The organism is Streptomyces sp. NPDC033845 (genome assembly GCF_055576225.1).
The window spans coordinates 778976-792115 of record NZ_JBVIRI010000001.1 but is presented as its reverse complement, the minus strand read 5'-3'; the positions used below and the strand labels follow the sequence as shown (position 1 = coordinate 792115).

Sequence of the window (13140 nt, the reverse complement as noted above, 5' to 3'; positions counted from 1 at the left end):
CCTGCCCGCTTCACGAAAGTCGCGTGATGTCCGAGTCGGTCTTCCCACAGCTCGAAGCTCTGCTCCCGCATGTGCAGAAGCCCATCCAGTACGTCGGCGGTGAACTCAACTCCACCGTCAAGCCCTGGGACAGCTGTGACGTCCGGTGGGCGCTCATGTACCCGGACGCGTACGAGGTCGGTCTGCCCAACCAGGGCGTCATGATCCTGTACGAGGTGCTCAACGAGCGCGCGGGCGTGCTCGCCGAGCGCACCTACAGCGTGTGGCCGGACCTGGAGGCCCTGATGCGCGAGCACGGGGTCCCCCAGTTCACGGTGGACTCACACCGCCCGGTCTCCGCCTTCGACGTGTTCGGGCTGTCCTTCTCCACGGAGCTGGGCTACACCAACATGCTGACCGCCCTGGATCTGGCGGGCATCCCGCTGCTGGCCGCGGACCGCACGGTGGACCACCCGATCGTGCTGGCCGGCGGGCACGCCGCGTTCAACCCGGAGCCGATCGCCGAGTTCATCGACGCGGCGGTCATCGGGGACGGCGAGCAGGCCGTCCTGGACATGACCGAGATCATCCGCGGCTGGAAGGCCGAGGGCCGTCCCGGCGGCCGCGAGGAGGTCCTCCTCCGCCTCGCCAAGACCGGCAACATCTACGTCCCGGGCTTCTACGACGTCGAGTACCTCCCGGACGGCCGCATCGGCCGCGTGGTGCCGAACCGCTCCGGGGTGCCGTGGCGCGTCTCCAAGCACACGGTCATGGACCTCGACGAGTGGCCCTACCCCAAGCAGCCCCTGGTCCCGCTCGCCGAGACCGTCCACGAGCGGATGTCCGTGGAGATCTTCCGCGGCTGCACCCGCGGCTGCCGCTTCTGCCAGGCCGGCATGATCACGCGCCCCGTGCGGGAGCGAAGCATCACCGGCATCGGCGAGATGGTGGAGAAGGGCCTCAAGGCCACCGGCTTCGAGGAGGTCGGCCTGCTGTCGCTGTCCTCCGCGGACCACACCGAGATCGCGGACATCGCCAAGGGCCTCGCCGACCGCTACACCGAGGACAAGGTGGGCCTGTCCCTCCCGTCCACCCGGGTGGACGCCTTCAACGTGGACCTGGCCAACGAGCTCACCCGCAACGGCCGCCGCTCCGGCCTGACCTTCGCCCCCGAGGGCGGCTCCGAGCGGATGCGCAAGGTCATCAACAAGATGGTCTCCGAAGAGGACCTGATCCGGACCGTCTCCACCGCCTACGGCAACGGCTGGCGCCAGGTGAAGCTGTACTTCATGTGCGGCCTGCCCACCGAGACCGACGAGGACGTCCTCCAGATCGGCGACATGGCGGTCAACGTGATCGCCAAGGGCCGCGAGGTCTCCGGCCAGAACGACATCCGCTGCACGGTCTCCATCGGCGGGTTCGTGCCCAAGCCGCACACCCCCTTCCAGTGGGCCCCGCAGCTGTCGGCCGAGGAGACGGACGCCCGGCTGGGCAAGCTCCGCGACAAGATCCGCGGCGACAAGAAGTACGGCCGCTCCATCGGCTTCCGCTACCACGACGGCAAGCCCGGCATCGTCGAGGGCCTGCTCTCCCGCGGTGACCGCCGGGTCGGCCATGTGATCCGCGCGGTCTACGAGGACGGCGGCCGCTTCGACGGCTGGCGCGAGCACTTCTCCTACGACCGCTGGATGCGGGCGGCCGAGAAGACCCTGCCCGAGCACGGCGTGGACGTGGACTGGTACACCACCCGCGAGCGCACCTACGAGGAGGTCCTGCCCTGGGACCACCTGGACTCGGGCCTGGACAAGGACTGGCTCTGGGAGGACTGGCAGGACGCCCTCGACGAGACCGAGGTCGAGGACTGCCGCTGGACCCCCTGCTTCGACTGCGGCGTCTGCCCGCAGATGCAGACCGAGATCCAGATCGGCCCCACCGGCAAGAAGCTGCTGCCGCTGTCGGTCGTGAAGTAGCCCCCGCTCCCTGTACGTATGCCCCCGCCGGGTCCGCCCGGCGGGGGCATACGTGTATGCGACGGGGCGATGAAATGTTTCTGCACCTCAAGCCCCTGGATACACTTGATTCGCGGAGGTGATATCCATGGCGAAGACCGTCATCGATCTCGACGAAGACGCCCTGCGGCTGGCAGCGGAGGCGCTGGGCACCAAGACCAAGAAGGACACGGTCAACGCGGCGCTCGCGGAAATAGGAGCACGGGTCAGAAGGGAACGGGCCCTGGCCCGGCTGGTGGCGCTCGACGCCGAGGGCGCCTTCGACAAGGGCCGCGAGCCCGGGTTCAAGGAGGAGGTGCGCGGGAGGTGGTTCGCGCCGGAGACCGCTTCCTGATCGACACCTCGGCCGCACACCGCATCATGCGCCCCGGGCCCCTGGCCGTCTGGGAGTCGGCGCTGACCGCGGGGCGCGTCGGAATGTGTGTCGCCACCGAGGCCGAGGCCCTCTACTCCGCCAAGTCCGCCGTGCACTACCGGCAGATAAGGGAGACCTTCGCCGATCTCTTCGTCTGGCACGCCGTCCCGGACGGCGCCTGGACCACCGTCCTGGAGATGCAGGCCGCTCTCGTGGAAGGCGGGGTGCACCGCTCCGCCGGAGTCGTGGACCTCGTGGTCGCCGCCACCGCCCGCCACCACCGGCTGACCGTGCTGCACTACGACCGGGACTTCGAGACCCTGGCCGAGCACATCGGCCTCCGCACCCAATGGCTCGCCGAGCCGGGGAGTGTCGACTGAGCGCAACTGACCCGGCCGTTCCGGTGTCCTGACGGGTATGGACATGGAGAAGAGGGGGACCGGCGGGGCCGGTGGGGGCGGGTGTCTGGCGGTGCCCGTCAAGGCGCTCGCCGTGGCCGTGGTGCTGCCCGTACGACTGGTCTGGGACCTGCTGGTCGCGGCCGCCCGCGCCGCGCACCGGCACCTGCTGCGCCCGCTGTACGACCACGTCCTCGCCCCCGCCGGCCGCGCCCTGGGCTGGACCGCGACCGTGCTGCTCAAGCTGGTGTTCGTCTGGCCCTGGGTGGGGCTGTGGCGGTATCTGCTGGTGCCGGTCGGCCGGGCCGCCGGATGGGCGGCCGCCGGCACGTACACGTATCTCCTCGCACCGCTCGGCCGGTTCCTGCTCCGGTTCCTGCTGCGGCCGGTGGGCTCGGCCGGTGCCGCCGTCTGGGGGCGGGTGCTGCGGCCGGGCCTCGACGTGCTGGCGCTGGTGTTCCTCGTCTGGCCCTGGCGCCATCTGCTGGTCCCGGCCGGACACGCCCTGGAATGGCTGGCCCGCCGTGTCCTGGCGCCCGCCGTCTCGGTGCTGCTGAGGCTGGTGTTCGTCTGGCCGTGGGTGGGGCTGTGGCGCTGTCTGCTGGTGCCCGCCGGCCGTGCCGCCGGATGGCTCGGCCGCCGCACCCACCGCCATCTGCTGCACCCCCTGTACCTGCACGTCCTCACCCCGATCGGCCATCTGCTGCGCTGGGCCTGGCATGTCGCCGGCCGGCTGCTGGCGGCCCTGTGGCGGGCCCTGAAGTGGATCGGCTGGGTCACCGTCGGACGGCCCGCCGCCTTCGTCCACCGGCATGTGCTGACCCCGCTCGGTCACGCGGCCCGCACCGGCTGGCGGGCCGTGGGCTCCGCCGCCCGCGGCACCGGGCGCACCGTCCGGTCCGCCGTCCGGGAGGCCCGCGACGAGGTCCGCCGGGCCCTGTTCGGGACAAGGACCGGGGAACCGATGAGGTCACGGGCGCGTACTCTGGGTAGTACGACAGCCGTAGGCGCGGCCGAGGAGCCGCCCCAGCTGCGAAAGACGTCACAGGGCGCAGCCTGAGTGCTGGTGCCCCGCACAAGGAGAAGAACCACTGGGCAAGCGACAGCCCGAAGGCCCGCCGCCCGCACCGGCGGTGCAGCGCATCCGACTGCGCTACACCAAGCGCGGCCGCCTCCGGTTCACCAGCCACCGAGACTTCCAGCGCGCGTTCGAGCGGGCCCTGCGCCGCGCCGAGGTGCCGATGGCGTACTCGGCGGGCTTCACCCCGCACCCCAAGGTCAGCTACGCCAACGCGGCGCCCACCGGGACCGGCAGCGAGGCCGAGTACCTGGAGATCGCCCTCACCGCGCGCCGCGACCCCGAGAAGCTCCGTCAGCTGCTCGACGAGTCGCTGCCCGCCGGGCTGGACATCACCGACGCCGTCGAGGCCCGCACCTCCGGGCTCGCCGACCGGCTCACCGCCTCCGTCTGGGAGCTGCGGCTGGAGGGCGTCGGACACGCCGAGGCCGAGCGGGCGGTGGCCGGTTTCCTGGCCGCCGGGTCCGTCGAGGTGCAGCGCCAGACCAAGAACGGCCTGCGCACCTTCGACACCCGGGGCGCCGTGGTGGACCTCCAGGCGGTTCCCGCCGCGGCCGACCCGTCTGATAGGCCGCAGGACAATGCCTGTGCGATACTGCGGCTGGTTGTTCGGCACGTGACACCTGCCGTCCGACCCGACGACGTCCTGTCCGGTCTCCGAGCTGTGGCCGACCTGGCGCCGCCGGTCCCCGCAGCGGTGACCAGGCTGGCGCAGGGGCTCTTCGACGAGGAGTCCGGCACGGTGACCGACCCGCTCGCGCCCGACCGCGAGGCAGACACGGCCGCTCCACCCACGGCCGCCGTGCCCGCCGCCGCGAAGGCGCCGGAAGGTCCCGCCGCGTAAGGACGCGTCGTCGCGCAGCCCTGGCACTCGGGAGCCACCTGGGTCGGGCCGCGCACTGACCTGAAGACTTCCGCCAGGCCGTACGCATCACGCGTACGGAACCGGCGGCCATGGACCTACAGCTCCCGTGTGGCGAACGCGCCCCGGAGGCCGGTCCCGCGCTCATTACGCGGGACCGTGCCGGACCGGATGTCAGCCGCGGCGCCCGGGAGCGCGACGGGAGAACCCCGCATGCTCGACCACGCCAACGAGAACACCGAGAAGAACCCCGCCGCCGGAGGCGACAGCCCCAGCGACAACCTTCCCCCGCGCCGGCGCCGCCGCGCGGCCTCCCGGCCGGCCGGCCCGCCCGGCGCCAACGCCGAGGCCGCCCCCGCCGCCGAAGCCGTGCCCGCCGCGGAGGCCCCGGTGGAGGAGGCGCCCGCCGCGGCCCGCCCGCGCCGTCGTGCCACCCGTGCCGCCACCGCGCCGGTAGCCGAGACCCCGGCCGTCGAGGCCGCTCCGGCGCCCGCTGCCGCGCCGGTCGTCGAGACCCCGGCCGAGGAGGCGCCCGCCGCCGCCCCCGCCCGGACCCGCCGCCGTGCCACCCGCGCCGCCACCGCGCCCGTCGCCGAGACCGCCCCGGCCGCCGAGGCCGCGCCCGCCGCTCCGGTCGCGGAGGCTCCGGTGGAGGAGGCGCCCGCCGCCGCTCCGGCCCGGACCCGCCGCCGTGCCACCCGTGCCGCCACCGCGCCGGTAGCCGAGACCCCGGCCGTCGAGGCCGCTCCGGTCGCCGAGGCCCCCGTGGCGGAGGCGCCCGCCGCCTCCGACGAGGCCGCGGAGGCGCCGAAGGGCCGTACCCGCCGTCGCGCCACCCGCTCGGCCGCCGCGCCCGCCGCCGTCGCCGCCCCCGCCGAGGAGGCGCCCGCCGCCGCTCCCGCCACCCCGGTGGCCGAGGAGCCGCAGGAGGAGGCCCCCGCACCGGCCCGTGCCGCCAAGGCCATCGTCACCGTCGCCGACGCCGTCGACGCGCCGAAGGGCCGGGGCCGCCGTCGCGCCACCCGCTCCTCGGTCGCGCCCGCCGCCGCCCCGGCCGCCGTGCAGGAGGAGGCCCCGGCCGCGCCGGCCGAGGCCCCCGCCGCCGCGCCGCGCGGACGCCGCGCCGCGCGTCCCGCCGTCGCCGTGTTCCAGGCCCCGGTGTTCACCGAGCCGATGTTCCAGACCCCGGAGACCGCCGCCATGGCGGCCGCCGCCGCCCGGAACGCCGCCGCGGAGGCCGATGAGGAGCTGGAGGAGGAGGAGCTCGTCGAGGCCGAGGTCGTCGCCCCGGCCCCGGTGGAGCAGCCCGCCGGCCGTCGCCGCCGTCGCCGCGGTGCCGCCGCCGAGCCCGTCGTCGAGGCGCCCGCCGCCGTCGCCCCCGCCGCCGAACCGCTGGTGGAGGACGAGGCCGCCGACGAGGCCGCCGCCGAACTGGAGGACGAGGAGTCCGACGAGTCGGGCGACCGCCCGTCCCGTCGCCGCCGCCGGGGCGGCCGTCGCCGCCGTCGCGGCGAGTCCGCCGACTTCGAGGACAACGAGTCCGCCGAGGACACCGCCGCCGAGACCGAGGCCGAGACCGAGGCCGAGGTCGAGGCCGGGGAAGCGGACGAGGACGAGGACGACTCCGAGGACGGCGCCGGGGCCCTCGGCTCCAGCTCCAGCCGTCGCCGTCGCCGTCGCCGCCGCCGCTCCGGCGACGGTTCCGCCGACACCGAGTCCGGCGAGGACGACGGGGTCCGGACGGTCGTCAAGGTCCGCGAGCCCCGCCCGGCCCGCGAGAAGGCCGAGCCCGGCACCGGCTCCGACGAGGTCCAGTCCATCAAGGGCTCGACCCGTCTGGAGGCGAAGAAGCAGCGCCGCCGCGAAGGCCGCGAGCAGGGCCGCCGCCGCGTCCCGATCATCACCGAGGCCGAGTTCCTGGCCCGCCGCGAGGCCGTCGAGCGCGTGATGGTCGTCCGCCAGTCCGGCGAGCGCACCCAGATCGGCGTCCTGGAAGACAACGTGCTCGTCGAGCACTACGTCAACAAGGAGGAGGCCACCTCCTACGTCGGCAACGTCTACCTGGGCAAGGTCCAGAACGTGCTGCCGTCCATGGAGGCCGCCTTCATCGACATCGGCAAGGGCCGCAACGCCGTCCTGTACGCCGGTGAGGTCAACTTCGAGGCGCTCGGCATGGCCAACGGGCCGCGCCGCATCGAGTCCGCCCTCAAGTCCGGCCAGTCGGTCCTGGTGCAGGTCACCAAGGACCCGATCGGCCACAAGGGCGCCCGTCTCACCAGCCAGGTCTCGCTGCCCGGCCGCTACCTGGTCTATGTGCCCGAGGGCTCGATGACCGGCATCAGCCGCAAGCTGCCCGACACCGAGCGCGCGCGTCTGAAGACCATCCTCAAGAAGATCGTCCCCGAGGACGCCGGCGTCATCGTGCGCACCGCCGCCGAGGGCGCCAGCGAGGACGAGCTGCGCCGCGACGTGGAGCGCCTGCAGGCCCAGTGGGAGGACATCCAGAAGAAGTCGAAGCAGATCACGACCTCCTCGCCGAGCCTGCTGTACGGCGAGCCGGACATGACCGTCCGGGTGGTCCGCGACATCTTCAACGAGGACTTCTCGAAGGTCATCGTCAGCGGTGACTCCGCCTGGGAGACCATCCACGGCTACGTCAACCACGTGGCCCCGGACCTGGCCGACCGGCTGTCCCGCTGGACCTCCGAGGTCGACGTCTTCGCCACGTACCGGATCGACGAGCAGCTCGCCAAGGCGCTCGACCGCAAGGTGTGGCTGCCCTCGGGCGGCTCCCTGGTGATCGACAAGACCGAGGCGATGATCGTCATCGACGTCAACACCGGCAAGTTCACCGGTCAGGGCGGCAACCTCGAAGAGACCGTGACCAGGAACAACCTGGAGGCGGCCGAGGAGATCGTGCGCCAGCTGCGGCTGCGCGACCTCGGCGGCATCGTGGTCATCGACTTCATCGACATGGTGCTGGAGTCCAACCGGGACCTGGTGCTGCGGCGGATGCTGGAGTGCCTGGGCCGGGACCGCACCAAGCACCAGGTCGCCGAGGTCACCTCGCTGGGCCTGGTCCAGATGACCCGCAAGCGGGTGGGCCAGGGTCTGCTGGAGTCCTTCTCCGAGACCTGCGTGCACTGCAACGGCCGCGGGGTGATCGTGCACATGGAGACCCCGACCGCGGTCGGCGGCGGTGGCAACGGCAAGCGCTCCAAGCGCCGTGGCGGCCGCGAGGGCGGTCAGGAGCACGAGCACGAGCACGTCGTCGAGTCGGAGGCCGTGGAGTCGCAGGCCGAGGTCGAGGCGGAGATCGCCGCGCCGGTCGCGCTGCCGGAGCCCGCGTTCGTCGCGGACGAGGAGCTCTACAGCAGCCCGGCCGAGGCGGAGGCCGCCGCCGGTCTCTCCGGACGCCGCAACCGGCGCCGGGCGACCCGCAAGGCCACCGCTCCGGCGGGTGCCCCGCGCGGTGCCGCCGCTCCGGCCGCGGCCCCGGTGGCCGAGCCGGTCGTGGAGGCCGAGCCGGTGACCGAGCCCGCGGACACCGTCCTTGAGCCGGCCCGTGAGGCCGTCGCCGAGGCGGCCCGTGCGGCCGTGGTCGAGGAGGTCGCCGAGACGGTGGCCGCGGCGGAGGCCGTGGTCGAGGCGGTGGCCGAGGTCGTCGCCGAGGCCGCCCCGGCCCGTCCGCGCCGTCGGGCCACCCGCAAGGCCACCGCTCCGGCGGGTGCCCCGCGCGGTGCCGAGGCCGCGCCGGCCCCGGTGGCCGAGCCGGTCGTGGTGCCCGAGCCGGCCGCTCCGGTGGCCGAGCCCGAGCCCGTCGCGGAGGCCCCGGCCCCGGCCGAGCCCGAGGCGGCCGAGGCCGCTCCGGCCCGTCCGCGCCGTCGGGCCACCCGCAAGGCCACCGCTCCGGCCGGTTCCCCGGCCGGCGCCGAGGCCGCCGTACTGGTGGTGGCGGCTCCGGAGGCCCCGGCCGCCGAGCCCGCGGCACCCGTCGCGGAGGAGGCGCCCGCCGAGCCCGAGGCGGCCCCGGTCAAGAAGACCGCGGCCCGCAAGACGGCGGCCAAGAAGGCGCCGGCGAAGAAGGCGGCGGCCACGAAGAAGACGGCCGCCACCAAGACCGCCGCCACGAAGACCGCTGCCACCAAGACGGCCGCGGCCAAGAAGACGGCGGTCAAGAAGACCGCCACGGCGGCCAAGAAGACCGTGAAGAAGGCGGCGGCCAAGAAGACCGCGGCGGCGGAGCAGCAGGCGCTCCCGTCCGTCTCGGCCCCGGCCGGCGAAGCCTGATCCACCCCCGCCAGAACGCCGCTGCCCGGCCCCGGAACCCCGGTGCCGGGCAGCGGCGCGTCCGGGCCGGGGGAGGCCCGCAGGGGGCCCGTACCGGCCCCGGAGCACCCGGTTTGACCTCTTAAACCTCTGGCACGTAACCTTGCACGTCGGCGTGTCTGTATGTGCGCGCCAGCTCTTGAGCACCTCACCTCCCGGGCCTCACGGCACGGGGGAGGCCGTCCCGCCGTTCGGCGGGGGTCGGCTGGCTTCAGGAGATCCCGAATCGAGCGAGAGAGAGATCCGCGTGTACGCCATCGTGCGCAGCGGTGGTCGCCAGCACAAGGTTGCTGTTGGTGACATCGTTGAGGTTGACAAGATTTCCACTGCCAAGGTCGGCGACACGGTCGAGCTCTCGACCCTGCTCGTTGTCGACGGCGACGCCGTGACCAGCGACCCGTGGGTCCTGGCCGGGATCAAGGTCACGGCCGAGGTCGTGGACCACCACAAGGGTGCCAAGATCGACATCCTGCGGTACAAGAACAAGACGGGCTACCGCCGTCGCCAGGGTCACCGTCAGCAGTACACGGCGATCAAGGTCACCGGCATTCCGACGGCTGCGAAGTAAGAGGGACTGAGCAATGGCACACAAGAAGGGCGCATCGTCCACCCGGAACGGTCGCGACTCCAATGCCCAGCGGCTCGGCGTGAAGCGCTTCGGCGGTCAGGTCGTTTCCGCTGGTGAGATCCTCGTCCGCCAGCGCGGCACCCACTTCCACCCGGGCGCCGGTGTCGGCCGCGGTGGCGACGACACCCTGTTCGCCCTGCTTCCCGGCGCGGTGCAGTTCGGCACCCACCGTGGCCGCAAGGTCGTGAACATCGTTCCGGCCGCCTGATCTCCTCAGATCCAGGCGTTCCGAAACTTACCGAGGGCGGATCTCAGCCTTCCCGGCCATGCCGGGAAGCGGGTCCGCCCTCGGCGCGTTACACACGTTGTAGCGCACAGGACTTTTCCGTAAAAAACTGGAGGAACAACCATGACCACCTTCGTGGACCGCGTCGAGCTGCACGTCGCCGCGGGTAACGGAGGCCACGGCTGCGCCTCCGTTCACCGGGAGAAGTTCAAGCCGCTGGGCGGCCCCGACGGCGGCAACGGCGGCCGTGGCGGCGATGTGATCCTGGTCGTCGAGCAGGCGATCACCACCCTCCTCGACTACCACCACAGCCCGCACCGCAAGGCCACCAACGGCAAGCCCGGCGAGGGCGGCAACCGCTCCGGCAAGGAGGGCCAGGACCTGGTCCTGCCCGTGCCGGACGGCACCGTGGTCCTCGACAAGGAGGGCAACGTCCTCGCCGACCTCGTCGGCCAGGGCACCACCTACGTGGCGGCCGAGGGCGGCCGCGGCGGCCTCGGCAACGCCGCCCTGTCCTCCGCCCGCCGCAAGGCCCCCGGCTTCGCCCTCCTCGGCGAGCCCGGCACCACCGGCGACGTCGTCCTGGAGCTCAAGACCGTCGCCGACGTGGCGCTGGTCGGCTTCCCCAGCGCCGGCAAGTCCTCGCTGATCTCGGTGCTCTCCGCCGCCAAGCCGAAGATCGCCGACTACCCGTTCACCACCCTGGTCCCCAACCTCGGCGTGGTCACGGCCGGCTCCACCGTCTACACCATCGCCGACGTCCCCGGACTGATCCCCGGCGCCAGCCAGGGCAAGGGCCTCGGCCTGGAGTTCCTGCGGCACGTCGAGCGCTGCTCGGTGCTCGTGCACGTCCTGGACACCGCCACCCTGGAGTCCGACCGCGACCCGGTCTCCGACCTCGACGTCATCGAGGAGGAGCTCAAGATCTACGGCGGCGGCCTGGAGAAGCGCCCGCGGCTGGTGGTCCTCAACAAGGTCGACATCCCCGACGGCCAGGACCTCGCCGACATGATCCGCCCCGAGCTGGAGGAGCGCGGCTACAAGGTCTTCGAGGTCTCCGCGGTGGCCCGCACCGGCCTCAAGGAGCTCTCCTACTTCCTGGCCGAGGTCGTCGCCAAGGCCCGCGCCCGCAAGCCCAAGGAAGAGGCCACCCGGATCGTCATCCGGCCCAAGGCCGTGGACGACGCCGGCTTCACCGTCACCTACGACGAGGTGGAAGAGGTCTACCGGGTGCGCGGCGAGAAGCCCGAACGCTGGGTCCGCCAGACCGACTTCAACAACGACGAGGCCGTCGGCTACCTCGCCGACCGGCTCAACCGCCTCGGTGTCGAGGAGCGCCTGATGAAGGCCGGCGCCCGGGCCGGCGACGGCGTGGCCATCGGCCCCGAGGAGAACGCGGTCGTCTTCGACTGGGAGCCGACCGTGATGGCCGGCGCCGAGATGCTCGGCCGCCGCGGCGAGGACCACCGCCTCGACGCCCCGCGCCCGGCCACCCAGCGCCGCAAGGACAAGGAAGCGGAGCGCGGCGACAGCGCCCAGCGCGAGTACGACGAGTTCCGCCCCTTCTGAGGAAGCCGCCGGCCGCCCTCCGCGCCGGCCCCCCCGGGAGCCGTCCACCGGCCCGGTCCCAGCACGTAGGATCGGGCCGGTGAGCAGCAACACTCCCACCGTCGCCGTCGTGGTCATCGCCTACAACGACGCCGGGCTGGTGGGCGAGGCCGTCGAGTCGGCCCTCGCCCAGGGCCCGGTCGTCAGCGAGGTCATCGCGGTGGACGACCGGTCCGCCGACGGCACCGCCGAGGCCCTGGACGCCCTGGCCGCCGTCCACCCGCGGCTGAGGGTGATCCGCCGGACCGAGAACAGCGGAGGCTGCGGCACCCCCCGCAACGACGGCATCGCCGCCGCCACCGCCCCGTACGTGCTGTTCCTGGACAGCGACGACCTGCTGCCGCCCGGCGCCGCCGAGGCGCTGCTGCGGACCGCCGTGCGGCACCGGGCGCCGGTGACCGCCGGCCGCTGCGTCCGCCGGGAGCTCCCGAGCGGCGAGGACCTGCCCTGGATGCCCGGCCTGCACACCCCCGGCGAGGTCATCGAACGGCCCGCCGACCGGCCCGACCTGGTCCGCGACACCCTCTGCGTCAACAAGCTCTACGAACGCGCCTTCCTCGACGAGCACCGCATCCGCTTCCCCGACGGCCGCTTCGTCTACGAGGACTTCGTGTTCACCGCCCGGGTGCTGGCCGCCGCCCCCCGGATCGCCGTCACCGGCGAACTCGTCTACATCTGGCACGTCCGCCGGTCCGCCGCCAAGGTGTCCATCTCGCTGGACCGCGCGGACGTCGGGAACTGGCGCTCCCGGATCGCCGCCCACCGCGAGGCCGCCCGCGTCCTGGCCGCCTCCTCGGAGGAGCTGGGCCGGGCCTGCGCCGTGAAGTTCCTGGAGTACGACCTCCGCATGTACCTCCGGGAGCTCGGCGGGGACCTCCACTACCGGGCCGCCTGGTGGCAGCTGACCCGGGACTACCTCGACACCTTCGAGGAGCGGGACGTGCTGGCCGCCGCGGCCAAGGCCCGCTGGATCGTCCGGGTGCTGCGCGCCTCCCCGACACCGCCCGAGGACGTGGTGCGGCTGATGCGGTTCGCCGCCGAGCCGCCCCGGCTGCTGCCCCCCTACGCCACCGCCGCCGACGGCACCCCGGTGTGGAGCGGGGAACTGCCGCAGGCACCGCTCGACGGGCTCGCCGAACTGCCGCTCGCCGAACTGCCGGTCAGCGTGGACGCCGGCCCGGCCGGCCCGGGCACCCTCACCGTCCGCGTCCACGAGCTCTACGGCCGGCTCGCCGCGGCCGGACCGCGCACCGCCCGGCTGCGGTTCCTGCCGCGCGGCGGCGGCGAGCCGGTGGACGGCCCCGCCGTGGAGCTCCGGCCCGACCCGGCCGACGGCACCTGGACCGCGACCCTGCCCTTCGAACCGGTCGCGCTGGCCGCCGCCGGCCGCCGCCGGGGCCTGCGCGGCATGCAGGCCTGGGACCTCCGGGTGGGCGTGGACTGCGCCGACGGGAGCTCCCTGCTCACCTCGCTGCGCCCCCTGGGCCCGCTGCTCCGGCGCCGGGCCCTGCCGAGCAGCAGGTACGGTGTTCTGCTGGCGCAGCCGTACCGTACGGCCGCCGGTTCGCTGGCACTGCGGCTGGCACCCGGTGCCGCGGGCGCGGCCACCCTCGTACGCAACCGCCTCCGCCGGGCCCGCACGGGCCTCGGGGCACGCTAGACAACGGA

At 73.6% G+C, this 13140-nt stretch carries 10 protein-coding genes; all 10 read left to right on the top strand.

Going from position 1 to position 13140, the window contains the following annotated elements; genetic code table 11:
• The first annotated feature begins 23 nt into the window (after positions 1-23).
• The 10 genes from ACZ50K_RS03655 to ACZ50K_RS03610 all read left to right on the top strand — a co-directional run bounded on the left by ACZ50K_RS03655 (position 24) and on the right by ACZ50K_RS03610 (position 13132).
• Positions 24-1949, top strand: a complete 1926-nt coding sequence (locus ACZ50K_RS03655; RefSeq protein ID WP_468896955.1) for a TIGR03960 family B12-binding radical SAM protein — start codon at positions 24-26, stop codon at positions 1947-1949.
• A 127-nt stretch (positions 1950-2076) separates the two neighbouring features.
• The gene (locus ACZ50K_RS03650; RefSeq protein WP_468896954.1) at positions 2077-2322 is read left to right on the top strand and encodes a type II toxin-antitoxin system VapB family antitoxin; all 246 of its coding nucleotides are present in this window, start codon (positions 2077-2079) and stop codon (positions 2320-2322) included.
• Entirely contained in the window at positions 2295-2723 is a 429-nt protein-coding gene (locus ACZ50K_RS03645) for a PIN domain-containing protein (RefSeq protein WP_468896952.1), read from the top strand. Before ACZ50K_RS03650 ends, ACZ50K_RS03645 begins: the two co-directional genes overlap by 28 nt.
• Before the next feature lie 37 nt (positions 2724-2760).
• Positions 2761-3801 (top strand): hypothetical protein, encoded by a 1041-nt coding sequence (locus tag ACZ50K_RS03640; protein ID WP_468896950.1) that lies wholly within the window; start codon positions 2761-2763, stop codon positions 3799-3801.
• 73 nt (positions 3802-3874) lie between these two features.
• On the top strand, positions 3875-4663 hold the full coding sequence (locus ACZ50K_RS03635) for a TIGR03936 family radical SAM-associated protein (RefSeq protein WP_468896948.1): 789 nt from the start codon (positions 3875-3877) through the stop codon (positions 4661-4663).
• A gap of 231 nt (positions 4664-4894) precedes the next feature.
• On the top strand, positions 4895-8971 hold the full coding sequence (locus ACZ50K_RS03630) for an Rne/Rng family ribonuclease (protein WP_468896946.1): 4077 nt from the start codon (positions 4895-4897) through the stop codon (positions 8969-8971).
• 286 nt (positions 8972-9257) lie between these two features.
• A complete protein-coding gene (rplU, locus tag ACZ50K_RS03625; protein ID WP_114036861.1) occupies positions 9258-9578 on the top strand; it encodes a 50S ribosomal protein L21 in 321 nt (106 codons plus the stop codon).
• A 13-nt stretch (positions 9579-9591) separates the two neighbouring features.
• A complete protein-coding gene (rpmA, locus tag ACZ50K_RS03620; RefSeq protein ID WP_007264038.1) occupies positions 9592-9846 on the top strand; it encodes a 50S ribosomal protein L27 in 255 nt (84 codons plus the stop codon).
• A gap of 141 nt (positions 9847-9987) precedes the next feature.
• A complete protein-coding gene (gene obgE / locus ACZ50K_RS03615; protein WP_468896943.1) occupies positions 9988-11433 on the top strand; it encodes a GTPase ObgE in 1446 nt (481 codons plus the stop codon).
• 79 nt (positions 11434-11512) lie between these two features.
• Complete coding sequence (locus ACZ50K_RS03610; protein ID WP_468896941.1) at positions 11513-13132, top strand: glycosyltransferase; 1620 nt, start codon at positions 11513-11515, stop codon at positions 13130-13132.
• The last annotated feature ends 8 nt before the right edge of the window (positions 13133-13140 follow it).